This is a genomic window from Terrimicrobium sacchariphilum (assembly GCF_001613545.1).
GTDB classification, from domain to species: Bacteria; Verrucomicrobiota; Verrucomicrobiia; order Chthoniobacterales; family Terrimicrobiaceae; genus Terrimicrobium; species Terrimicrobium sacchariphilum.
In genome coordinates this window covers 3,734,330-3,755,370 of sequence record NZ_BDCO01000002.1, presented here as the reverse complement: position 1 = coordinate 3,755,370, position 21,041 = coordinate 3,734,330, and the positions used below count along the sequence as shown (strand labels likewise).

Genomic DNA, 21,041 nt, shown 5'->3' with positions numbered 1-21,041 from the left:
CCGGTGGTGCAACTGGTTTTTCCATTTTAAGGGCAAAAAGTCGTGTGTGGGTTGGAGGCGTGAAGTATCACCGGGGTGTGTTTGAGCGAGTCTTTCGTTTGAAGGAGCACGGTACAACGGTGCGCCGGGAGCTCGTGGCCGGCCTGACGACATTTGCTGCCATGGCATATATCCTGGCCGTAAACCCGGGCATCCTCAAAGCAGCTGGCATGCCGGGTGACGCCCTGGTGACCGCTACCGCACTCGGCGCGGCGATGGCTTCGATTTTGATGGCGGCGATGACAAATTTTCCCCTTGCCATGGCGCCTGGGATGGGGATCAACGCCTTCTTCGCCTATACGATCTGCGTGGGCATGGGAATACCGTGGCAGAGTGCTCTCGGGCTTGTCTTTATCAATGGCTGCTTGTTCCTCCTGCTCTCGGTCACCGGCATCCGGCAGCGCATTCTGGCCTCCATCCCCCTCGATCTAAAGGTAGCTATCGCGGCGGGGATCGGCCTCTTCATTGCCTTCATCGGGCTGAAGGATGGTGGCCTGGTGGTTTACAATGAGGCAACGCTCGTCGGGCTCGGCGACCTGTCGTCGCCATCCGTCCTGCTCTTTGCGGGTGGCGTGCTTTTGACCTGCGTGATGATCGCACGGGGTGTACCGGGAGCGATCATTCTCTCCATGCTCCTCCTGGCGGTGGCGGGCTTGTTTGTTCCGTCCGCGCAGGGAGGAATGATCACACAGTGGCCTGGGAAGATCTTTTCCTGGCCCGCTTCGATCGAACCGCTTTTCCTCAATCTGAATTTCGACTTCGTCCTGACCGAGCATATCAAGGCCATCCCGGTCATCCTCACCCTCCTGCTGGTCGATCTCTTCGATAACCTCGGCACGCTCATCGGTGTGACCCGTCGGGCGGGAATCATGGACGAAAAGGGGAATGTCCCAAAGCTGGGAAATGCTCTGGTGGCGGATTCCATCGCTGCGATCCTGAGCTCGCTCCTCGGTACGTCGACAGTGGTGAGCTATATCGAAAGTGCGGCGGGTGTGCAGGCGGGCGGACGCACCGGGCTGACGGCGATCACCGTGGCGGGGTGTTTTCTGGTGGCGCTCTTCGTGACGCCAGTGATCCTGATGATCCCGGCAGTGGCCGTGGCCCCGGCGCTCGTTGCGGTGGGTCTCGTGATGTTCCAGAGCGTGACGGAGCTCAAGCTCGACCATTTCGACATCGCCGCCCCGGCGATGCTGACCATCCTTTTCATGCCGCTGAGCTTCAGCATCAACTCAGGTATCGGCATCGGTCTGATCACGCTCGTGGTCCTCGGCCTTTTCGCGAAGCCGCGGCGGTTTGACGTGGTAACGGCGGTCCTGGCGGTGTGTTTTCTCCTGCACTTCCTGGAGCCAGGACTCAGGAAACTGACTGGTCCTTGAGCAGGCGGCGGCGGAGCAGATCCAACGCGGTCTGGCTGGCGAGGCGCTTGAAGGTCTCGCGGTCTGTGGGAAACTTTTCGTGGAGGCAGACCGTGGGCTGGCCTTCCTCCGCCAAGGCGATAAAGACAGTGCCGACAGGCTTTTCCGGAGTGCCTCCGGTGGGGCCGGCCACACCGGTAAGGCTGAGGGCGAAGCGGGTATTTGCCCGCTCGCGTGCTCCCTCGGCCATGGCTCGCGCCACGGGTTCACTCACCGCGCCATTTGCTGCGATCAGGTCGGCGGGAACACCGAGCGTGCGGGTTTTGGCGGCATTGGAGTAGGTGACCATGCCCTCCAGGAAGACCTCGGAGGAGCCGGAAACATCGGTGAGCCGGCTGGCGACGAGGCCGCCGGTGCAGGATTCCGCCGTGGCGACGGTGGCGCGTTGCGCGCGGAGGAGCTCGATTACCACTTCCTCCAGGTTGCGGCCGGACTGAGAGACGATGTGCGGTCCGAGCGCGGAGAGGACGGAGGGTTCGACTTCGTCGAGGATGGCCGGAGGGCCGATGAGGCGGAAATCGACCTCGTTGGGCCGCGCGCAATAGCCGACCTCCAGGTCGCCCCGGGCATTGAGCTCCAGTCCGATCACCTCCTCGACTGCACTCTCGCCCATGCCGACGACGTGATAGATGCGGCATTCGGTGGAGGGATCGATCAGTCCCGGAATCGAATTGAGAATCGGCAGGACCGAGGCCTCAAACATCGGCCGCAATTCGCGCGGAGGTCCGGGCAGGAGAAAAAGGTGCGGAGTGGTCGTCGCGCCGGTTTGCCGTGCGGGCAGATAAAGACCTGGGGCGGTGCCGTTTTCATTGGGCAGGACGACCGCTCCCTCCGGAGCCATGGCCTGCCGCCCCATGCGTTCTCGGAAGGGGATGCCGCGTCGCTCCAGTCGGCGATGGATGGCCGCCATGACTTCCGGTCTCTCCGTGAGTGGAAGACCGAGCAATTCCGCGGTGATCTCCCTCGTGATGTCGTCGGTGGTGGGGCCAAGGCCGCCCGTGACGAGGAGCACATCACAACGGGGAAAGGACTCGACGAGCGCACCGCGAATGGCATCGCCATCCGGCACGGTCGTCTGTCGCTCGATACGAAGGCCGAGCGGGAAGAGCTGCTGGCCAAAGTAGGCCAGGTGCGTGTTGACGACGTTGCCGAGGAGGAGTTCGGAGCCGGTATTGAGGACCTCGACCTTCATCGGGTGGTCCTCCTGGCAGGCAGGAAGCTATCGTTCGCGGGCCAGCGCCTTGATCCAGGCGTCCGTGCGGGCGTGTTTGTCGGTGGCTTCCTGGAGATCGTAAACATAGAGAAGATTGGCGAGAACCCGGAGCAGGATCTGGCGCGGCGTCGCGGGTTCCAGATGCGATGGGCGCAGCTTCAGGTTTTGCCTGGCCAGAATTTCCTCGCAGTCGGCCTTCGTCAAGATGCGACCCCGATGGAAGGGGTCAAAATACACCTCGCCATGTCGAGCGATGAAGTGGCCGGGCAGGTTGATACCCTCGACTTTCATGCCCGCGCGCGCGCCGACCATGCGGTACAGGATCGTGAGCGTGATCGGTATGCCCATGCGAGAGTCGATCACACAGGGGAGCAGGGAATTCCGCTCGCAATAGTATTGATCCGTGTTGCCGCGAAAGCAGAGTTCGCCAGCCATGAACTCCGCGAGCGCCTGCACGCGCTGGCGGTTGCTCACGATACCCGAGATGCGCACGAGGAACTGGCGGCCCCAATTATTGATGCGAGTTTCGTAGGGGCGGGTGTCGATGTTTGGCTCCAGCGCGTTGGCCAGCATCCAGCAGGCTCGCTCCAGATCGTTGTCATTCTGGAAGAAATGGCAGAGAAGGGAAAAATCCTCATCGGCACCGTGGCTGGTGATCTCCTCCAGGACATCCTGGATATGGCGGGAAACGCGGGCATTGTCGACAGAAGCGAGGTCCCTGAGATCGCCGAGGATTTCCTCACCGCGAAGGGCGAGGGATTCCTTTACCATTCGTACAGTCTCGGGGTCATCGTCCTGGAGGAGTCGGACAATCGCGTTCTTTTGCGCGAACATGGCTACCCTCTATCTACGCCACGACGGCGTGTTTCGCAAGCGGCTCAACAAGAGGAATCCGGAAATCTCCCGGCACATTTCTCTTGCCATAGTGTATTACACATATATAACACTAAATCATGTTCATCGCGCTCCATCCCTCCAGCGGGGTGCCACTTTATCTTCAGCTGCTCAATCAGCTGAAGGAGCGCATTGCGAGCGGGCAGGTGAAGCCGGGCGAGCAGTTGCCCTCGGTGCGCGAGCTCTCCGCCGATCTGAAGATCAACCCGCTCACGGTCGCCAAGGTCTACCAGATCCTCGAGCGCGAAGGACTGGTCGAGACGCGCCGTGGTATGGGGACGTTTGTCGCGCAGAAGGTCGACACGCTTCCTCTCGCGGCTCGCCGACAGGCGCTTGATCCCGCTGTGCGCCAGCTCGTGGCCGAAGCCATCCACCTGCGCCTCAGTGAGGCCGAGGTGGTGGAGCTTATCGCCCGTCATTTTCAGCAGCTCAATCCCCGCAATTCCTCAAACGAACCATGAACGACACCGCCATCTCCATCCGCGACGTGACGCGATCGTACGGGAAGACTCCCGTACTGGACCGTCTCGATCTCACTGTGAAGGCCGGGAGCATCTACGGCTTCCTGGGCCGCAACGGATCAGGCAAGACCACGACGATCAAGCTGCTGGCCGGCCTCGGGCGTCCGGAGACCGGCGAGATTTCCGTGCTGGGCAGGGACCCCTGGGCATTTACCGCCGAGGACCGGCAGGGAGTCGGCTATCTCTCGGAGAAGCAAAACCTTCCGCCGCTCATGAAGGTGCGGAGCCTTCTGGCCTTTTGCTCCCGGCTGTATCCGCAATGGGATCGGGAGCTTTGCGAGGGGCTCATTGCGCGGTTTCAGGTGCCGGTGAACAAACGCGTCAGCGCGCTTTCCATGGGTAACCAGCGGCTGGTCGGCATCATCCTTGCCCTTGCGCCAAGGCCCGCCTTGGTACTCCTTGACGAACCTGCCGCCAATCTCGACCCGGTGGCGCGCCGTGAGTTTCTGGATGAAATCCTCGACCTGATCCGCGATGGCGGTCGTACGGTCTTTTTCTCCACCCACATCCTGAGCGATGTCGAGCGTGTGGCTGACGAGGTGGGCATCCTTGCCCAGGGAAAGCTGCGGGTGAGCGAATCGCTCGACACCCTGAAGGAGACCGTGAAGCGGGTACGGTTCTTCGGTTTTCCTGGCAATGCGCCCGAGCGTCCGCCCCAGGCCTTCGGCTGGCGGGTGCGCGATGGCGAAGCGCTCGGAACGCTGAAGCTCGCCCATCCCGGCGAACCCGCCGCCTTGGCTGCGACGTGGAAGTGCCAATACGAAATCATCGACCTGTCCCTGGAGGACATCTTCGTCGACATCGCCCGCAACTGACCCCATGAAAACACCATCGCAATTCTGGACGTTGTTTCGCTTTCACGTCATGGCCAGCCCGTGGATCTGGGGCATGGCGATTGTGCTTGGTCTCCAAGGATTTTTTGGAATGAGCTGGTTCTACCGAAACCTGGATCTGGCGTTAAGCGGCTTGAATTTCGCTCTGTGGATACCGGTGGCTTTGGCTGTTGTGGTTGTTCGTCCCGAGTTTTACGCAGGGTCTCAGGCAAATGCTTCGACCCAAAGGATGCTTTACTGTGCGGATTTTCTTTTTACCCGAGCGGTGGATCGCGGGATGGTTTTCCGCTGCAGGGGCCTCCTTTATTGGGCAATGATCCTGAGCGTAGCGATAAGCTGGCTTTCGGTGGCAGCTTTTAGACCATCCTTCACCCTTGAGCTTCCCGCTAACGCGGGTTTCTCGTCCAAGAGCCAATATTATCTGGAGCATATCCCGGGCAGTTTCGTCCAGAAAACCAGTCGGGATGGAGATGTGACGATCGAGGCGGTGTTGGGGAACTTGCAGATCAAGACGGTCATGGTCGCGTTGACAATAGGCTTTGGTGCTCTCTGGCTGGTGGTGGTTTCCCTCATGGCGACGGTGCCGTTCCGGCTTTGGATTATCTGGGGATTCTCTTTCGGAGGTATGATGGCGATGATGTTTTTTGGCATCCTCCGCGGGGACTTGTTTGAACCCTTTTTGCTGTTTGGCCTGGGGCATCTGCCCCTTTGTCTTGGAGTTGCCTTGCTGTGCGCCTTGGGCGCGGAATGGTTTGTTGAGAGGCGTCTTGCCTCGCTGGAGTTCATGTAATCAAGCGGAAGCAATCTTATGAAAACACCATCGCAATTCTGGACGTTGTTTCGCTTTCACGCTTTCGCAAATCCGTGGATCTGGGTGATGCCGCTGGCTTTGGGATTTCAGGGGTTCATCGGGATGAATCGCTTCTACGGTGATCTCGACTCGGCATTGATTTTCTTTAATCAGCTCTCGTGGATTCCCTTGATCCTCGCAGCCATGGTGTTTCTGCCTGAATTCTTCCTCGGGGGGGCATGGACGACGGCGCAGACCCAGCAGCAGGTGCAGACCTTCGGGGCGGATTTCATGCTCACGCGGGCCGTGGATCGTTCCTGCGTTTTCCGAACGCGAGGCACGCTTTTCTGGTGCATCATTGGCCTTGCGGTCGTGAGTTGGATCATCGCGGCAGCCTTTCATCCCGGCTTCACGCTGGAACTTTCAAGCCGATCAGGTGCCGTCCAGAACGCCGACTACTATCTTAAGCATCTGCCGGGTAGTTTCATTGAAAAGACGGCTCAGAATGGAGATGTCACGATCAAGGCCCCGATGGGTAATCTTCAGCTCAAGGCGCTGATGGGAGCGGTGACTCTGGCGGTATCGGCATTGTGGCTGGTCGTGCTCCCGTTGATTTCCCGGTTGCCCCAGAGGCGATGGATTTATTGGGGCGTGTTTATTGCTGGAGTTGCGATCATGCCGTTTTTCTCAATCGCACTTCGCTCGCCGCTGGAACCCGCTGCGGTACTGGGTCTTGCAAATCTTCCGATTGTTATCGTGGCAGCCCTCGTCGCGACTGTGTTCGGCCAGTTCCTGGCCGAACGGCTACTCCGGTCGGTGGAGTTTATGTGAGGGCGATGCGATGAAGGCTGCTTCTCACCTCTGGACGTTGTTTCGGCTTCACGCTTTTGCGAACCCCTGGATGTGGATCCTTCCATTGGCGCTTAGCGCTCAGGCCATCTTCGGAGTGAATCATTTCTACGGAAGCATCTGGTCGGTATTTATATTCTTCAATCAAGCGCTCTGGATGCCGCTCGTAGTCGCAGCCATGATTTTCCTGCCGGAGTTTTTTATGGGCGGGGGATGGATGATTTCTCGGACCCAGCAGCAGGGGGCGACCTTCGGAGCAGACTTCCTGCTGACACGTGCGGTGGATCGGGTCAGCATATTCCGGTGCAGGGGACTTTTATTCTGGAGCACGATCTTGATGGCCGTGGTCGTGTGGGTTGCAGCAGCTTCGTTCCGGCCGGAGATCTCCCTCCAGCTGAGTTCTCGGGACAGTGAGACCAAGAAGGCGGCATACTACCTTGATCACATCCCGGGCAGCTTCGTGGAAAAGACTGCTCCAAACGGGAACGTCACGATCAACGCACCGATGGGGAACATTCAGATCAAGGTCTTGATGGCCATGGTAATGATACTCGTGGCCAGCGTCTGGGTGATTGTCCTGCCGCTGATCGCTCGTCTGCCGCATCGCAAGGGAATCTACTGGGGACTCTTTGCGGTGGGAGTCGGTCTCTTTCCTACGCTCACGATCAAGATAGGAGAGGCGATGGAACCGTGTCTCGTGTTTGGCTTGGCCCATTTGCCGACCATCGTGATCGCATCGATCGCAGTGGCGATCGCGGGAGAATGGTTCGCCGAAAAGCAGCTCGCGAAGCTGGAGTTTATGTAAAAAACGAGGGACGACCGGCGCCTGGCCAGCCGTCCCTCGCGGGAGACAATCTCGTTAGTTTTGGCCGGCCTGGATGGCGGTGATGGCGATGGTGTAGACGATGTCTTCCACCAGCGCGCCGCGCGAGAGGTCGTTGACCGGGCGCTTGAGGCCCTGGAGCATGGGGCCGATGCTGATGACATTGGCGCTGCGCTGCACGGCCTTGTACGTGGTGTTGCCGGTGTTGAGATCCGGAAAGACGTACACGGTGGCCTTGCCGGCGACGGGGCTGTTCGGCGCCTTGGTGGCAGCGACGTCCTCGATGGCGGCGGCGTCGTACTGGAGCGGGCCGTCAAGCAGGAGGTCGGGACGCTTTTCCTTCGCGATGCGGGTGGCCTCGCGGACCTTGTCGACATCCACGCCGGAGCCGGATTGTCCAGTCGAGTAGCTGATCATGGCCACGCGGGCCGGGATGCCAAAGCGCTCGGCGGAGTCGGCGCTCTGGAGCGCGATGTCGGCCAGCGTCTCGGCGTCCGGGTCGGGATTCACCGCGCAGTCACCGTAAACGAGCACCTGCTCGGGCAGGCACATGAAGAAGATCGAGGAAACGGCCTTCGCCTCGGGCTTGGTCTTGATGATCTGAAGCGCGGGGCGGATCGTGTTGGCCGAGGAGTGAACCGCGCCCGAAACGAGACCGTCCACCTCGCCGAGGGCGAGCATGACGGTACCGAGCCAGACGGTGTCTTCCAGAAGCTCAGCGGCATCCTTGGGCGTGAGGCCCTTGTGTTTGCGCATCTCGACCAGCGGCGCGACGTAATTGCCGCGGATCGTGGCCGGGTCGACGAGTTCGAGGCTCGAGGGAAGCTGGATTTCCTGCGCGTCGGCAATGCGGCGGATTTCATCCGGCGGGCCGAGGAGGACGCACTTGGCGATGCCCCGTTGGGCGCAAAGCGATGCGGCCAGGATCGTGCGCGGCTCGGTGCCTTCCGGCAGGACGATGCGCTTCTCGAATTCGCGGGCGCGCTCCGTGATGCGGTAGCAAAAGGCGGCCGGGGACATGCGCGACTCGACGGGGAGGGCGGCATGGGCGGCGAGCCAGTCGGCGTCGACGAAGTGCGACACGTGGTCCATCACGAGCTGGACGCGCTCGAGGTCGTCGAGCGGCACCTCGCTGCTCATCTGGCCGAGTTCGGTGGCTGTCTTGTAGCTATTGCTGCGGACATGCAGGACCGGCAGACCCGTTTCCCAGCCGGGTTCGCAGAACTTCATCATGTCGTCATTGAGGTCCAGGTCGCCGGTGAGGATCAGGCCGCCAATGGGGGCCTTGAGGGAGGCCAGGGCGATGGCGGTGATGACATCGTAGCGGTCGCTCGGCGTGATCAGCATCGCTCCGGCCTGGAACGTATGGATCATGTTGGGAACGGTACGGGCCAGGAGCGAGATGTTCTTTACGCGGCGGGTCTCGATCTCCCCGGCGTAGAGCACCTCGGCATTGAGGTGGCGTGCGATGTCGACGGCGCGCACATGAGTGAGCGTCGGATTCTCCGGCACGGCGCCGATGAGGGGAAATTCGCTGCGACCCACGCGGCGGCTGCGGGAGGAGACATAGGAGGCGACGTCCTGGAAGGTCTTGGCCTTCGCCTCGGGGACGCGGTTCAGGATGCAGCCGATGACCGGTCCGGATTCCACGCCGCCGTACTGTTTGGCGGTGAATTCCAGGCGGTCTTCAAATTCCTCCATGGAAAGGCCTGCGAGAGAGCCGACGAGGATCACGTCGGCCGAAAGTGTACGAACGAGCTGCAGATTGAGCTCCGCGCCACCGGGAAGCTCTGGCGAATACACCAGACCCTCGACCACGACGACATCGGCATCTCCGGCGGACCGGTGGAAATTGCCGACCACTTTTTCCATCAACTCGTCGATGCGACCGGCGGAGATCAGGCGCTCGGCATCCTCGAGAGCGATGGGCTCGACCGGGTTGAGATTCGTGGTTTCCCGGATGAAATGGGTGGAGCGCTCAGGTCCCTCATCCTCCCTGGTGGGTTGTCCGATGGGCTTGCAGAAGGCAACTCGGATTCCGCGTTTGTCGAGCGCGCTAACGAGCCCGAGAGCGATGGAGGTGATTCCCGCGCCGGTGCTGCATGGGGCGAGATAGAGGGTATGAGGCATGGTTGGGTTATGAGGCTAGGGCAGGCACGAACCGCGCCGTCTCCCGGGCGATCACGAGTTCTTCGTTCGTCGGCACCACCAGGGCGAGAACGGGGGAATCTCCGGTGGTGATGCGTCCATTGGCCGGGCGGCCGTGCTGGTTGTTGAGTTCGCTGTCGACCTGCGGACGGAGCAGGGACAAATACGAAAGGGTCTTCTCGCGTACGATGGCGGAGTTTTCACCGATGCCGCCCGTGAAGATGAGGGCATCGATCCGGTCGAGCGAGGCGCTCATACCGAGGATGTGCTTGGCGAGACGGAAACAGAACATGTCAATAGCGAGGGCGGCGCGTTGGTGTCCGCTGGCGGCAGCCTCTGCCAGGGTTCGCATGTCGTTGCTGAGGCCGGAGATACCGAGCAGGCCGCTTTCGCGGTTCACCATCGCCGTGACCTCGGAAAGCGTACAGCCCGTGCGGCGGGTGAGGTACTCGTGGAGGTTGGCGTCGACGTCTCCCGAGCGCGTACCCATGATCAGCCCCTCCAGCGGGGTGAGGCCCATCGAGGTGTCGTAGCTCTTGCCCTCCCGGATGGCGCAGGTGCTGGAGCCGTTGCCGAGATGCATCGTGATGAGGTGCAGGTCCTCCAGCGGTTTACCCATGAGCTTTGCCGCTTCGCCAGCCACATAACGATGACTGGTGCCATGAAAGCCGTATTTCCGCACCTTTTCATTGGTATACATCGCGTAAGGCAATGCATACAGATAGGCCCGCTTGGGCATCGACTGATGGAACGCCGTGTCAAAGACGACGACGTGCGGGAGATCGGGAAATTTCTTGCGTGCGGCCTCGATGCCCATGACGTGGGCGGGATTGTGCAATGGGGCGAGGTCGGATGCGGACCCGATCAACTCGACCACCTTGTCATCCACCAGCACACTTTCCGTAAAGTACTCCCCGCCATGCACGATGCGATGACCGACGCCCACGATATCGCCATCGATGTGGCTCAGGATCTTGTCCAGGGCGTCTCCGTGTGTCGCATTCGGCACTTGAAACTCCAGCCTTACCGGTTGACGGATATTGACGACAGCCTCGGGCGTGCCAAGCCTTTCGGCCAGCCCGTTAGCCACCGTTTTCCCGTCTTCGGGATTGATCAAGGTGAACTTGAGAGACGAACTCCCACAATTGACGACGAATATCAGACCCATCTTTGGATGCGCTGGAGCGCGATTGTCTATTTCGCCACGAAATCTCGAAAAGAGTAAGAAAGAACAGTCGTCCAATGTGAAAAAATCGTTTCCTCCCTCGGGAAAAATTCTTTTGCCAAGAAGCTTTGGCAGAAGGCTGATTACAATTAGCCTCTCATTTTGACTATGACCCGAAGCTTTGACGCCGCCTTCACCCCCGCGCTTGCGGTCCATGCCATCCGCATTTTCCTGTGGCGTCAGGTCCGGGTGAGCGGCCTGTTGATGCTGGCGATCGCCCTGGGTACCGCGGGGTACCTGATCGTGAGGACGCCCTACGACTGGACGGGCGTTGGTATCATCGTCCTGGTAGCCGCGCTGGCCGGGGTGTTTTGGGTGGATTACCTGCGCCGCCGTGCCGAGACCATGGCCTGGCTGAAGACATTCGGTTCCCAGGACCTGAGGTATGAATTGACCGATGACTCGCTGACCGTGGTGGGGCCTGCCCGGCGCCTGACGATTTCGTGGAATGCGATTTTCGGTCTCTGGCGAGGCGACCGTGTGTGGCTCGTGTTTACCGACCGCTCCTCCTTCCTGACGATCCCGGCCAAGGGACCGTCAGCGGATGATCTGGCCTTTATCTCGGGAAAGATCGCCTTGCACGATCGCCCGATTCCCTGGGCGCACAAGAGACTCCGGCCTGCGGTCGGCTGTGCGCCCAAGAACTAGAGGCGTCTAGATATGCAGGATGGCGCCGTCGCCGATCTCGCAGCGGTATGTTGCGGCGGTATGGCCGGTGGCCTTTTTGTACTCCTCGGCGATGATGGGCGCCACGGTGTCGTAGACGTCGTTGTCCGCAAGCGCAACGACTGCTCCGCCGAAACCTCCGCCGGTGAGGCGTGCGCCGTAGATGCCCTTCTGGGCCTTGGCGATCGACACGATCGCGTCCAGCTCCGGGGTGCTGTTTTCAAAGTTCTCGATTGAACTCTGGTGCGAGGCGCTCATGAGCTTGCCAAAGCCGGTGGCATCTCCGGCCCGGAGGAACTCAAGGGCGGCAAAGACGCGCTCGTTTTCTCCGACGATGTGGCGGGCGCGGCGTTTTACGATATCGGGCATCTTGGCAGCCTCGAGTTGCTCGCTGGTCACGTCGCGCAGGGCAGGCACGCCCATGATGCGCGCGGCCTCAAAGCACTGGTCTCGGCGCTCATTGTACTCGCCGCCGGTCAATGCGTGTTTCACGCCAGAGTTGATGATGATGAGACCGACCCCATGCGGAAATGGGATCGTTTCGACGGATTCTGCGCGACAATCGAGGAAGATCGCATGCTCTTTTTTTCCAAAGACCGAGGACACCTGATCAAGGAGGCCGCAGCTCACGCCGACGAACTCGTTCTCCGCCTTGCGTGCGAGCTTGGCGAGGGGAAGCGCGTCGACCTCGAACTTGAACAGTCGGGAGAGCAGGAGTGCGGTGCAAACCTCGAGAGCGGCCGAACTCGACAGCCCGGCACCCAATGGGAGCGTACTGGAAAAGTCGGCCTCGTAGCCCTGGATGGGGTAACCCGCGTCCTTGAGCACCTTGGTGACACCGAGGGGATAGTCTGACCAACTGTCGGCGGGTTTGAGACTGGCAAGGTCGGCGCAGCTTACTCCCTCGATGCCGTCGGAGGTGAGGACGACCTTGCCGTCGTCTCGTGTTTTCCCGTCGGCGGAGATTCCCAGGTGAGTGGCGGCGGAGAGCACAACGCCTCCATTGTAGTCAGTATGATTGCCGAGAAGTTCCACTCGGCCGGGCGCGAAAGATTTTGCGGACAACATCGATATAATCCGTAGCAGAAACTCAGGGCGCGCCGCAACATCGTGAGCTTGCCAAGGTATGCAACTGTGCGAGACTGAGAATTGTAACCCAACATTGCGCACTATGTCTGAGACCAACCTGCCAGAAGGAGCGACGAATGTCGCAAACCAGAAGCTTGAGAGCAGCGCCGAGCATGCCAAGGCTGCACTGAACGCCGCGGCGGATGCCAGCAAAGCGGTTTCGGAAACCGTCAAACAACACGCCCACTCGGTCTACGAGACTGGCCGTGAGCATCTCTCCGCCGCCGCCCGCGATATTTCCGAGGCTGGAAAGGCGAAGTACGACGAACTCCGCGGCCAGGCCACGAATATCGCCGGCCAGTACAAGTCTCGCGCCCAGTCCGCATTGTCCGATGCCCAGGCGAAAGCCCAGAGCTTCCAGGGTGACGCGGAGACCTATGTGCGTGAGAACCCGCTTCGCGCGGTGGCGATCGCGCTCGGCGTTGGCTTTGTCCTCGGCGTACTTTTCCGCCGTTAATCGGCATCATTCTCCACGATGAGCACAGCCGCCGTACCGCCCCCTGAGGGGCGGGGGGAATCCCATGGTCTGATCGACGCGATCACGCATTTGTGCGGGTCGCTCGGTCGGCACGTTCATGCCTTGTCCTCCCTCGCTGGAGTCGAGGCCAAGGAGGCGGCAGGTGTTTATCTGCGGGTAGCCATCGCGGTGGCAGCCGGTCTTTTGCTCGGGCTCTTTGCCTATCTGCTACTCCTCTTGTCCATCGCCTTTCTTCTCGCCCTGCTGGGCGTGAGCTGGCTGTGGATCACCTTGGGACTCGGGCTCCTGCACGTTGGCGGGGTGGCTGCGTGTTACGTGTTCATACGCGGGCAGGTCAGTAAACCCGTTTTTGCCACTACCCAGGAGGAGCTTCGCAAGGACTTCGCCTCGCTGAAATCTTTCCGTCTATGAGCAAGGAGCTCCTTTTGAACGAACTGCGACGTTCCCGTGAGGAACTGAGCCGCGATACTGCCGTGCTCCGGCGGGAGCTCGATTTTGAGGCCAAGGTCAAACAGAGCGTCCGCAAGCATTCCTTTGCCTGGCTCGGCTCCGCCGCTGCCATCGGCTGGATGATCGCGGGACCCAAGAAAAAGACCCGTGTGGTAACGAAGCTCGTCGGGTCCAAGGGCGAGCCGGTCGCGGCGGAGGCGAAGAAAGCTGCCGGGCGCGCTGGTGCGCTGGGGATCGCTATCACCGTGGCCAAATTTGCCTTCCCGTATCTCCGACCTGTCATCCTCCAGTACGCAGGTAGATTTGCAGGTGAGCTGGCCCAGCGATACGTGAAGTAGCACGCAACCAGACGAAATTTGAAAATCGTCTTTTTCTGCTTTTTTCGGGGACCGGTGTAAGCATTATTCCGCAAGTGACCACCCCAACAGACGCGTCTTCCTCCCATATTGAAGTCGTGAACGAGATCCGCACCTTGGACCACGTCGACCAGTATTTGACGGTCGGCAAGGAATCCGACGCCTCGGATATTCACCTGAGCGTGAACTCCAAGCCGATCTGGCGACGTTTCGGCCAGCTTGAGGCGATCTGGCAGCAGGCGCCCGTATTGACCGCTGCGGATACCGAGCGGCTGACGATGGGCTTTCTCACGGATGCCCAGAAGCAGATTATCGCCGAGCGCGGCGATGTCGATTTTGCCTACGCCAACAGCTTTGGCCGGTTCCGTGCCTGCGTCGTCCGGCAGCGTCTCGGGTATGATCTCACGTTTCGTATCATCAGCAGCCGCGTCCGCTCGATGGACGAACTCGGCCTGCCGCAGCAGCTCAAGCTGCTGACGCAGTACCAGAATGGCCTTGTCCTGGTCACCGGGTCGGTCGGCTCCGGCAAGAGCACCACGCTCGCCGCCCTCGTGGAAGAAATCAACGGCGCGCGTCATGATCACATCATCACTCTGGAGGACCCGATCGAGTATGTGATTCGCTCCAAGGGCTGTCATGTCACCCAGCGTGAAGTGCATACGCACACCAAGTCCTTTGCCGCCGCCCTGCGCGGCGCCCTCCGTGAAGACCCGGACGTCATCATGGTCGGTGAAATGCGCGACCTCGAGACGATCTCGCTGGCGATCACCGCCTCCGAGACCGGTCACCTCGTGCTCGGCACCTTGCACACCAGCAACGCGGCTCGTACGCTGGACCGTGTGCTCGACGTTTTCCCTACAGACCAGCGGGATCAGATCCGCATCATGGTCAGCGAATCGCTGCGCGGCATCATCAGCCAGCAGCTCGTGCCCCGCGCCGACGGTCGCGGCCGCTGCCTTGCGATGGAGATCCTGATGAACAACCCCGCCGTGGGCAACCTCATCCGCGAGGGCAAGACCTTCATGCTTCCCGGTGTGATCCAGACCGGGCGCAAGCAGGGCATGCAGCTCATGGACGATGCGATCGTCACGCTCTTCCAGCAGGGGCTCATCACCTCTGAGGAGGCGTACTACCGGGCAGAGAACAAGCAGGTCATGCGGCAGGTCCTGGGGATTCACTGAGCCATGGCATACATCGATCAATTCTTTCAGGTTCTCATTCAGGCGGGCGGCTCCGACTTGCACCTGGGCGAGGGCGAACCGCCAAAGATCCGCCGACATGGCGAAATCCTCCCGATTCGCGAGGAGGTGCTTACGCGCGAGGAAATGGCCTTCATGTTGAGCGAGATCTGCTCGCCGGCCCGCTGGCAGCGCTATGAGGAAACCGGCGACCTCGACTTTGCGTACGAGATGGATGAGGAAAGCCGTTTCCGCTGCAACTATCTGAAGCAGACGAACGGCTACGGCGCGGTTTTCCGTATCATTCCGACCAAGATCAAGTCGCTGGAGGAGCTTGGCGTGCCTCAGGTCATCAAGACCTTTGGTGAGATGCGCGGCGGCATCGTGCTGGTCACGGGGCCGACAGGCTCCGGCAAGAGCACCACGCTGGCAGCGCTGATCGATTACATCAACTCCAGCTTCTCGCGCCATGTCGTGACGATCGAGGAGCCGATCGAGTTCGTTCACCGCAACAAGAAGAGCATCATCACCCAGCGCGAGGTGCCTGAGCATGCCATTACCTTCCCGGCGGGATTGAAAGCTGCTCTGCGAGAAGATGCCGACATCGTGCTCGTGGGTGAAATGCGAGACCTGGAGACCATTTCGCTGGCTCTGACGGCGGCTGAAACCGGCCTGCTCGTCTTTGGCACGCTGCACACGAACAACGCCCGCAAGACTGTCGACCGTATGATCGACGTCTTTCCGGCCGACCAGCAGTCGCAGGTCCGTACGATGCTTGCCTCCTCGCTACGCGGCGTGGTCGCCCAGCTCCTGCTCAAGAAGCAGGACGGCGGCGGTCGTGTGGCCGTGAATGAAATCCTCGTGGGCAACAGTGCTGTTTCGGCCATTGTCCGTGAGGGCGCCACGCAGAAGCTGCAGGACGTCATCGTCGGCGGCAAAGGCGAGGGCATGCAGTTCATGGACGACGCCATCTGGGAGCAACTCGTGAGCGGTGCAGTTTCGCCGCACGAAGCCTACATGAAGGCCATCGACAAGCAGCGCTTCCGCGCCTTCCTTCCCGACGACGAAGCCGACCTGGCGAATTCCGCTGGAGCCGGGGATGACGCTTCCAATCGCGGAGGCGACAAGGGACGGCGCAAGTAGTCGATGAAGAGCAGGCGACCTCCATGCCCGTGATATGAGCAAGAGGGACTTCCTGCTCGTCGACATCAGCAACAGCTTCACCAAGCTCGCCTTTTCCACCCGAGAGCGCATCGGGCGCATCGAGCGGATCCCGACGCCTGACCTTACGGCGGAGACTTTGCGCGAGGCGATTGGCGATCGGAGGTTCTCTCACGCAGCAGTGGCATCCGTCGTCCCCGCCAAAAATCCCGAGATCGCCAAGGCCCTGGGTGATGGGATTTGCTGGGTCGGAGCGGGAGTTGATCTCGGGATCGGCATCGATTATCCGCAGCCCAAATCCATAGGCGCTGACCGCCTCGCCAATGCGGTGGGGGCCAAGTACCTCCATGGAGCTCCCGCCATCGTGGTTGATTTCGGCACCGCGGTGACATTTGACGTCCTGACCAAGGCGGGAAACTACGCCGGAGGTGTGATCGCCCCGGGGTTGAATGCCATGACCGACTATCTGCATAGTCGCACGGCGTTGCTGCCAAAGGTGAAGCTGCGCGAGCCGCGAAGGGCTATTGGCCGCAGCACCAGGGAGGCGATGCAATCCGGTGCGGTTTATGGTTACCGGGGATTGATCAAGGAGATCGTCGTGGAGATCGAGAAAGAGATCGGGGTGAAGCGCGGGTTGCGTCTCATCGCGACTGGCGGCGACGCTCGGTTGATCGCCGGGCAAACCGGGCTTTTTGCCGCAGTGGAACCCCAACTGACTCTTGAGGGCATCCGCATCATCGCGACACGGAACTTTCCTGCCGGACGATAATTCCCGCCCGGCATTCACTCGGCGCTGGTGCGAATAAAGATCTGCCTAGCCGGGTTCCACGTCGATCGTTTCGACTTCACCCGGGTGACACCGGATGGTGAGAGCCAGCGGCCGGCAGCACACTGCGCAGTCTTCGATCGTGGTATAGGAACCCTCCTCGGTATCAACTTCGATGGCGAAGCTCTCGCCACAGAAGGGACACACTATCGTAGTGTCTTCGATGAGGTTCATACGTCGTATACCTCCTTTCCCGGCGAAAAGCGTACGCCCACCCGGCGTGTCGCGCAACCCGATTTGCCTCCATGCTGGAATAGAGAGTGGATCGCAAAAGGCGGCGGAGGGTGTTTTCGAACAATCGCTTTGCAATTCCTCAAAACATTCTAGATTCCAAGCCGCCGGAAACGGCCCAAACCACAACAATCAGAGACCAGAGACAATATGCTGACAGTAGGAGATCTATTCCCGGCCTTTCATTCCAAGGCATGCAACGGGCTCACCAGTGACGACATCATCGAAATCGACAACTCCACCTACAAGGGCAAGTGGACCTTCTTTTTGTTTTACCCGAAGGACTTCACCTTCGTCTGCCCGACCGAGCTCGTGGAGTTCGGCAAACGTAATGGCGACTTCAAGGACCGCGACGTGCAGTTGATCGGCGGTTCCACCGACAACGAATTTTCCCACCTCGCGTGGCGTCAGTCGCATGCCGACCTGAAGAGCCTGCCGTATCCGCTCATCGCCGCCCAGAAGTTGGCCGGTGACCTCGGCATCCTCGATCCGAAGGAGAACGTCTGCCTGCGCGCGAGCTTCCTCGTCGACCAGCATGGCGTGATCCAGTGGGCGACGGTGAACAACCTTTCCGTGGGCCGCAGCGTGGAGGAAGCCCTCCGCGTCGTCGACGCCGTTCAGTCCGACGAGCTTTGCCCGTGTAACTGGAAGAAGGGCGACGCCACTCTCAAGGTTTAACGAGATTTTTTACAGCGCCCGGTTGGCAACGACCGGGCGCAATTCTTTTCATGTCCGCTCTCGAATCGCTCCGCGATAAACTTCCCGAGGCCGCCAAGGACCTCAAACTCAACCTCCAGGCCATCCTCCGGCCGGAAAATCTCACCCAGGACCAGGTCTGGGGCTGCGTGCTCGCCTCCGCCTTTTTCCTCGGTGATGAAGCCCTCACCCTCGCTTTGGTCGAGGAAGGCCGCGCCAACGCCGTGACCGAGGAACTCATCGATGACGCGCGCGCCGCGGCGTCGATCATGGGAATGAATACGGTCTACTACCGCTTCCGCCACCTGGTGGAAAAGGAGTCGTACAATTCCATCCCGCCCCGCCTGCGCATGATGCGAATGAGCCAGCTCAAGACCGACAAGGCCACGTTTGAGCTCATGTCGATGTCCTGCGCCGCGCTCGCTGGCTGTGGCATGTGCCTCCAGGCGCATGAAGCCACCCTGGTCCAGCACGGCATTTCCGAGGCGGGAGTCAATGACTCGATCCGCATCGCCGCCGTCCTCAGTGGCGTGAAAATCGCCCTGAGCATCCCCGCTTAATCCGCGAGGAAATCCCTTCCGCGTCTTCCCGGTTTCGTTTGAAGCCGGGAAGAGGCTTGGCACCTGCATTGAGGTGCCGGATTGATTAAATGCCCTCGATCTCCAGGCGCTTGGCGTCGCTCCAGAGATTTTCCAGGCCGTAAAACTCGCGCTTGTCGTTGTGGAAGAGGTGGACGATCACGTCGCCGTAATCGAGGACGATCCACTGGCTGATCGGAAAACCGTCCTCGGAGGCCGGTTTGCGGTCGAGTTTCTCGCGGCACTGCTCGCGGATCGACGAGGCGATGGCCTTGAGCTGCGGCTCGGAGGAGCCGGAGCAGATCACGAAGTAGTCCGTGAAAGTCGAGATTCCCTGCATATCGAGGACGGTGATGTCCTCGGCCTTCTTGTCTGCCGCAGCGGCGGCGCAGGCGCGAGCCAGCTTTTCGCCGTCAGTCATTGCGGTAGAGTCGGTATTTCTTGATTACGTCACAGGTGGCCACGGGGACCATATACCTGATGGAATTGCCTCGGGCAACGCGATTACGAATCTCGGTGGAGGAAAGTTCGATATTTCGCGAGATGATAGGCAGTCCAGAGAGAAACGGGACGCCTGCACGGGTAAGGACCACGAATTGAACGAGTTCCTTGAGCTGGTCGACTTCGCGCCATGTATTCAACTCCTCCAGATTGTCGTCACCGACGAGGTAGTGCAGCTTGGCTTCCGGATAGCGCTCCCGGTAGAGGCGGGCGGTATCGACCGCATAGGAGGGGCCCTCACGCTCAACCTCGCAGCGATCGATCTCGAAGTATTTTTCTCCCTCGATGGCGGCCTGGATCATTTCGCAACGAATATCTGCCGGGGCGGGCGGCTTGCGGAGTTTGTGCGGGGAGAGGTTGGCGGGGATGAAGACGATCTTCGACAGCTTCAGGCGCTCCAGGGCATCACGCGCCAGGAGCAGATGGCCGTTGTGGATGGGATCAAACGTTCCGCCGTAAAGGCCGATCTTGAGCGGGGAGGGATTCATTCGACAGGTGAGGCCAGTTTATGATCTTTGAAAGCAATATGCCATCCCAAGATGTGGGCCAGTTGCTTCTCGTCGGAGTCCCCGGAACCGAACTCGATGCCGAGACGGCCAGATTTTACAAGGACCTCCAGCCCGGGGGATATATTCTCTTCGGGCGCAACATCCAGACGCCGACCCAGCTTCGCAAGCTCATCGACGACCTGCGTGACCTCAGCGATGTCGAGCCGGTCGTGACCATCGACCAGGAGGGTGGCCGGGTGTCGCGTCTCAAGCTCATCGGCAACGAGCCGCCGAATGCCCAGCAGCTCCGGGATCGCAACGATCTCGGTTTGATACGCAAGCACGGCGACATCACGGGGCGGCTCCTGCGCCTCTTTGGCTTCAATCTCGATCTCTGTCCCGTGCTCGACATCTCCTTCGACGATGAGGCGGATAACTCGCTGCGCGGTCGCTGCTATGGCCGCACGGTGGCCGAGGTGATCGAAAAGGCGGGCGCTTTCAATGAGGCTCTCCGTGCGGCGGGCATTTTGAGCTGTGGCAAACACTTCCCCGGCTATTCCTCAGCCGGGCTCGATCCGCACCACGAGCTTCCCTCGCTCGATCGCTCCCGGGAGCTCATGGAGGAGTACGAACTCGCCGTCTTCCGCGCCTTTGCCGATAAGGTCGACAGCATGATGATCGGCCATATCACGATCTCCGGCCTCGAGGCGGGCGGCCCGCCCGCCTCGCTGTCCTCCGCCATGATCAATGGCCTGCTGCGCGAGGATATGGGCTTCAATGGCCTTGTCATGACCGACGATCTCGACATGGGTGCGATCCTGAATCACTACGGCTTTGACGAGACAATGCGACGCGGCATTGTCGCCGGAAATGACATGCTCATGATCTGCCATCGCGTCGAGCTGGCTGCTCAGGCGAAGAAAGTGCTCGCCGAGCTACCCGCCTCCGAGACCGAGGCAGCGCTGGGCCGCATGGCGGCCTTCAAGGCCAGACTTGCTCCGCCCACGCCCTTTACGGAAGCAGCTTTCCGTAGCGTGGATTCCGAAATCTGGGATCTCCGCGTGGCCACACTCGGCGAAGAGCAGGCCGGACAGCGTAGTGCCGAGGACGGCAAGCGCTCCCCGGTCGAGCTGTACTAAAGCCCTACGGCTCTCCGATTACCCGATTGGGAATGACAATGGCCTGGGTGTGAACCGCCCGGGTCATACCCTTGCTGCGCTGCGGCTGGTAGCCGAGATCGATCCATGCCTGGGTGAGAACCTGCTTCAGCGCCGGTTTTCAATCCGGAATGCCGCCGGTTTAGCAACAGAGGACCCACGAGCGACCTGAGTTCGCCGAGGCCGCTCCGGGCATCATATGGCGACGAGCTAGAGAACATGGCCGGGCCGAGAATCCGGAAGGCTCGGCCAGGGACCGCAAGCTGTAGTGCCCACTGATCAAAAATTTCATTTTCTTGTGAAATTTCTCTTGCGAACCGGAAAATTCCCGGCATAGTGGAAATTGTTCTGGGGGGAACAGCAGGCCACCGTGGCATTCGTCGCGGTGGCCTGCATC

At 60.5% G+C, this 21,041-nt stretch carries 24 protein-coding genes; 16 read left to right on the top strand and 8 right to left on the bottom strand.

What is annotated here, in order from left to right:
• Window positions 1-77: 77 nt before the first annotated feature.
• On the top strand, window positions 78-1,415 hold the full coding sequence (locus TSACC_RS17620; RefSeq protein ID WP_075080808.1) for an NCS2 family permease: 1,338 nt from the start codon (window positions 78-80) through the stop codon (window positions 1,413-1,415).
• Here TSACC_RS17620 and TSACC_RS17615 read toward each other — a convergent pair.
• Window positions 1,393-2,646, bottom strand: coding sequence for a CinA family nicotinamide mononucleotide deamidase-related protein (locus TSACC_RS17615; protein WP_075080522.1), 1,254 nt, complete (start codon window positions 2,644-2,646; stop codon window positions 1,393-1,395). The two genes, TSACC_RS17620 and TSACC_RS17615, sit on opposite strands and share 23 nt — an antisense overlap.
• Before the next feature lie 27 nt (window positions 2,647-2,673).
• On the bottom strand, window positions 2,674-3,501 hold the full coding sequence (locus TSACC_RS17610; RefSeq protein WP_075080521.1) for a transglutaminase family protein: 828 nt from the start codon (window positions 3,499-3,501) through the stop codon (window positions 2,674-2,676).
• A 119-nt stretch (window positions 3,502-3,620) separates the two neighbouring features.
• On the opposite strand from TSACC_RS17610, the gene TSACC_RS17605 reads away from it, so the two are divergent.
• The 5 genes from TSACC_RS17605 to TSACC_RS17585 are packed head-to-tail and all read left to right on the top strand — an operon-like array spanning window position 3,621 to window position 7,359.
• Window positions 3,621-4,022 carry a GntR family transcriptional regulator gene (locus TSACC_RS17605; RefSeq protein ID WP_075080520.1) on the top strand — a complete coding sequence of 134 codons (402 nt, stop codon included), beginning with the start codon at window positions 3,621-3,623 and terminating at the stop codon, window positions 4,020-4,022.
• Complete coding sequence (locus TSACC_RS17600; RefSeq protein WP_075080519.1) at window positions 4,019-4,897, top strand: ABC transporter ATP-binding protein; 879 nt, start codon at window positions 4,019-4,021, stop codon at window positions 4,895-4,897. The genes TSACC_RS17605 and TSACC_RS17600 overlap by 4 nt, the downstream gene beginning before the upstream one ends.
• Window positions 4,898-4,901: 4 nt before the next feature.
• Entirely contained in the window at window positions 4,902-5,705 is an 804-nt protein-coding gene (locus TSACC_RS17595; RefSeq protein WP_153811505.1) for a hypothetical protein, read from the top strand.
• An 18-nt stretch (window positions 5,706-5,723) separates the two neighbouring features.
• Window positions 5,724-6,536, top strand: a complete 813-nt coding sequence (locus TSACC_RS17590; protein WP_153811504.1) for a hypothetical protein — start codon at window positions 5,724-5,726, stop codon at window positions 6,534-6,536.
• A gap of 10 nt (window positions 6,537-6,546) precedes the next feature.
• Window positions 6,547-7,359: a hypothetical protein gene (locus TSACC_RS17585; protein WP_153811503.1), complete on the top strand. Its 813-nt coding sequence runs from the start codon at window positions 6,547-6,549 to the stop codon at window positions 7,357-7,359.
• Between the two features lie 54 nt (window positions 7,360-7,413).
• Here TSACC_RS17585 and pta read toward each other — a convergent pair whose 3' ends face one another.
• Together pta and TSACC_RS17575 are read right to left on the bottom strand one after the other, a co-directional pair.
• A complete protein-coding gene (gene pta, locus TSACC_RS17580) occupies window positions 7,414-9,507 on the bottom strand; it encodes a phosphate acetyltransferase (RefSeq protein ID WP_075080515.1) in 2,094 nt (697 codons plus the stop codon).
• Between the two features lie 7 nt (window positions 9,508-9,514).
• Window positions 9,515-10,693: an acetate kinase gene (locus TSACC_RS17575; protein WP_075080514.1), complete on the bottom strand. Its 1,179-nt coding sequence runs from the start codon at window positions 10,691-10,693 to the stop codon at window positions 9,515-9,517.
• A 165-nt stretch (window positions 10,694-10,858) separates the two neighbouring features.
• Here TSACC_RS17575 and TSACC_RS17570 point away from each other — a divergent pair, with 165 nt between their 5' ends.
• Window positions 10,859-11,398 carry a YcxB family protein gene (locus tag TSACC_RS17570; protein ID WP_075080513.1) on the top strand — a complete coding sequence of 180 codons (540 nt, stop codon included), beginning with the start codon at window positions 10,859-10,861 and terminating at the stop codon, window positions 11,396-11,398.
• Between the two features lie 6 nt (window positions 11,399-11,404).
• Here the strand turns inward: TSACC_RS17570 and galK are convergent, their stop codons facing one another.
• Window positions 11,405-12,484 (bottom strand): galactokinase, encoded by a 1,080-nt coding sequence (gene galK, locus TSACC_RS17565; protein WP_075080512.1) that lies wholly within the window; start codon window positions 12,482-12,484, stop codon window positions 11,405-11,407.
• Window positions 12,485-12,587: 103 nt separating this feature from the next.
• Between galK and TSACC_RS17560 the strand changes: the two genes are divergently transcribed.
• From TSACC_RS17560 to TSACC_RS17535, 6 genes are all read left to right on the top strand, one after another.
• Complete coding sequence (locus tag TSACC_RS17560; RefSeq protein WP_075080511.1) at window positions 12,588-13,001, top strand: ElaB/YgaM/YqjD family protein; 414 nt, start codon at window positions 12,588-12,590, stop codon at window positions 12,999-13,001.
• An 18-nt stretch (window positions 13,002-13,019) separates the two neighbouring features.
• Complete coding sequence (locus TSACC_RS17555; RefSeq protein ID WP_075080510.1) at window positions 13,020-13,433, top strand: phage holin family protein; 414 nt, start codon at window positions 13,020-13,022, stop codon at window positions 13,431-13,433.
• Window positions 13,430-13,810, top strand: a complete 381-nt coding sequence (locus TSACC_RS17550; protein WP_075080509.1) for a hypothetical protein — start codon at window positions 13,430-13,432, stop codon at window positions 13,808-13,810. The genes TSACC_RS17555 and TSACC_RS17550 overlap by 4 nt, the downstream gene beginning before the upstream one ends.
• 74 nt (window positions 13,811-13,884) lie before the next feature.
• Entirely contained in the window at window positions 13,885-15,009 is a 1,125-nt protein-coding gene (locus tag TSACC_RS17545) for a type IV pilus twitching motility protein PilT (RefSeq protein ID WP_237763993.1), read from the top strand.
• A gap of 3 nt (window positions 15,010-15,012) precedes the next feature.
• A complete protein-coding gene (locus TSACC_RS17540) occupies window positions 15,013-16,149 on the top strand; it encodes a type IV pilus twitching motility protein PilT (protein WP_075080508.1) in 1,137 nt (378 codons plus the stop codon).
• Window positions 16,150-16,183: 34 nt separating this feature from the next.
• Window positions 16,184-16,936, top strand: a complete 753-nt coding sequence (locus TSACC_RS17535; RefSeq protein WP_075080507.1) for a type III pantothenate kinase — start codon at window positions 16,184-16,186, stop codon at window positions 16,934-16,936.
• A 45-nt stretch (window positions 16,937-16,981) separates the two neighbouring features.
• On the opposite strand, the gene TSACC_RS17530 is transcribed toward TSACC_RS17535, so the two are convergent.
• A complete protein-coding gene (locus TSACC_RS17530) occupies window positions 16,982-17,167 on the bottom strand; it encodes a zinc ribbon domain-containing protein (RefSeq protein ID WP_075080506.1) in 186 nt (61 codons plus the stop codon).
• Window positions 17,168-17,374: 207 nt separating this feature from the next.
• Here TSACC_RS17530 and TSACC_RS17525 point away from each other — a divergent pair, with 207 nt between their 5' ends.
• Both TSACC_RS17525 and TSACC_RS17520 read left to right on the top strand, forming a co-directional pair.
• Window positions 17,375-17,902: a peroxiredoxin gene (locus TSACC_RS17525; protein WP_075080505.1), complete on the top strand. Its 528-nt coding sequence runs from the start codon at window positions 17,375-17,377 to the stop codon at window positions 17,900-17,902.
• A gap of 50 nt (window positions 17,903-17,952) precedes the next feature.
• Window positions 17,953-18,480 (top strand): carboxymuconolactone decarboxylase family protein, encoded by a 528-nt coding sequence (locus TSACC_RS17520; RefSeq protein WP_075080504.1) that lies wholly within the window; start codon window positions 17,953-17,955, stop codon window positions 18,478-18,480.
• Window positions 18,481-18,565: 85 nt separating this feature from the next.
• On the opposite strand, the gene rsfS is transcribed toward TSACC_RS17520, so the two are convergent.
• On the bottom strand, window positions 18,566-18,919 hold the full coding sequence (gene rsfS / locus TSACC_RS17515) for a ribosome silencing factor (RefSeq protein WP_075080503.1): 354 nt from the start codon (window positions 18,917-18,919) through the stop codon (window positions 18,566-18,568).
• Window positions 18,912-19,487 carry a nicotinate-nucleotide adenylyltransferase gene (gene nadD, locus TSACC_RS17510; RefSeq protein WP_075080502.1) on the bottom strand — a complete coding sequence of 192 codons (576 nt, stop codon included), beginning with the start codon at window positions 19,485-19,487 and terminating at the stop codon, window positions 18,912-18,914. The genes rsfS and nadD overlap by 8 nt, the downstream gene beginning before the upstream one ends.
• A 38-nt stretch (window positions 19,488-19,525) precedes the next feature.
• Here nadD and TSACC_RS17505 point away from each other — a divergent pair, with 38 nt between their 5' ends.
• Entirely contained in the window at window positions 19,526-20,626 is a 1,101-nt protein-coding gene (locus TSACC_RS17505) for a glycoside hydrolase family 3 N-terminal domain-containing protein (RefSeq protein WP_075080806.1), read from the top strand.
• Window positions 20,627-21,041: the final 415 nt, after the last annotated feature.

What these genes read in the sequence shown, in the direction of transcription:
- TSACC_RS17615 (WP_075080522.1), bottom strand. Translation starts at nt 2,646, where the DNA reads ATGAAGGTCGAGGTCCTCAATACCGGCTCCGAACTCCTCCTCGGCAAC.
- TSACC_RS17610 (WP_075080521.1), bottom strand. Translation starts at nt 3,501, where the DNA reads ATGTTCGCGCAAAAGAACGCGATTGTCCGACTCCTCCAGGACGATGAC.
- TSACC_RS17605 (WP_075080520.1), top strand. Translation starts at nt 3,621, where the DNA reads ATGTTCATCGCGCTCCATCCCTCCAGCGGGGTGCCACTTTATCTTCAG.
- TSACC_RS17600 (WP_075080519.1), top strand. Translation starts at nt 4,019, where the DNA reads ATGAACGACACCGCCATCTCCATCCGCGACGTGACGCGATCGTACGGG.
- TSACC_RS17595 (WP_153811505.1), top strand. Translation starts at nt 4,902, where the DNA reads ATGAAAACACCATCGCAATTCTGGACGTTGTTTCGCTTTCACGTCATG.
- TSACC_RS17590 (WP_153811504.1), top strand. Translation starts at nt 5,724, where the DNA reads ATGAAAACACCATCGCAATTCTGGACGTTGTTTCGCTTTCACGCTTTC.
- TSACC_RS17585 (WP_153811503.1), top strand. Translation starts at nt 6,547, where the DNA reads ATGAAGGCTGCTTCTCACCTCTGGACGTTGTTTCGGCTTCACGCTTTT.
- pta (WP_075080515.1), bottom strand. Translation starts at nt 9,507, where the DNA reads ATGCCTCATACCCTCTATCTCGCCCCATGCAGCACCGGCGCGGGAATC.
- TSACC_RS17575 (WP_075080514.1), bottom strand. Translation starts at nt 10,693, where the DNA reads ATGGGTCTGATATTCGTCGTCAATTGTGGGAGTTCGTCTCTCAAGTTC.
- TSACC_RS17570 (WP_075080513.1), top strand. Translation starts at nt 10,859, where the DNA reads ATGACCCGAAGCTTTGACGCCGCCTTCACCCCCGCGCTTGCGGTCCAT.
- galK (WP_075080512.1), bottom strand. Translation starts at nt 12,484, where the DNA reads ATGTTGTCCGCAAAATCTTTCGCGCCCGGCCGAGTGGAACTTCTCGGC.
- TSACC_RS17560 (WP_075080511.1), top strand. Translation starts at nt 12,588, where the DNA reads ATGTCTGAGACCAACCTGCCAGAAGGAGCGACGAATGTCGCAAACCAG.
- TSACC_RS17555 (WP_075080510.1), top strand. Translation starts at nt 13,020, where the DNA reads ATGAGCACAGCCGCCGTACCGCCCCCTGAGGGGCGGGGGGAATCCCAT.
- TSACC_RS17550 (WP_075080509.1), top strand. Translation starts at nt 13,430, where the DNA reads ATGAGCAAGGAGCTCCTTTTGAACGAACTGCGACGTTCCCGTGAGGAA.
- TSACC_RS17540 (WP_075080508.1), top strand. Translation starts at nt 15,013, where the DNA reads ATGGCATACATCGATCAATTCTTTCAGGTTCTCATTCAGGCGGGCGGC.
- TSACC_RS17535 (WP_075080507.1), top strand. Translation starts at nt 16,184, where the DNA reads ATGAGCAAGAGGGACTTCCTGCTCGTCGACATCAGCAACAGCTTCACC.
- TSACC_RS17530 (WP_075080506.1), bottom strand. Translation starts at nt 17,167, where the DNA reads ATGAACCTCATCGAAGACACTACGATAGTGTGTCCCTTCTGTGGCGAG.
- TSACC_RS17525 (WP_075080505.1), top strand. Translation starts at nt 17,375, where the DNA reads ATGCTGACAGTAGGAGATCTATTCCCGGCCTTTCATTCCAAGGCATGC.
- TSACC_RS17520 (WP_075080504.1), top strand. Translation starts at nt 17,953, where the DNA reads ATGTCCGCTCTCGAATCGCTCCGCGATAAACTTCCCGAGGCCGCCAAG.
- rsfS (WP_075080503.1), bottom strand. Translation starts at nt 18,919, where the DNA reads ATGACTGACGGCGAAAAGCTGGCTCGCGCCTGCGCCGCCGCTGCGGCA.
- nadD (WP_075080502.1), bottom strand. Translation starts at nt 19,487, where the DNA reads ATGAATCCCTCCCCGCTCAAGATCGGCCTTTACGGCGGAACGTTTGAT.
- TSACC_RS17505 (WP_075080806.1), top strand. Translation starts at nt 19,526, where the DNA reads ATGCCATCCCAAGATGTGGGCCAGTTGCTTCTCGTCGGAGTCCCCGGA.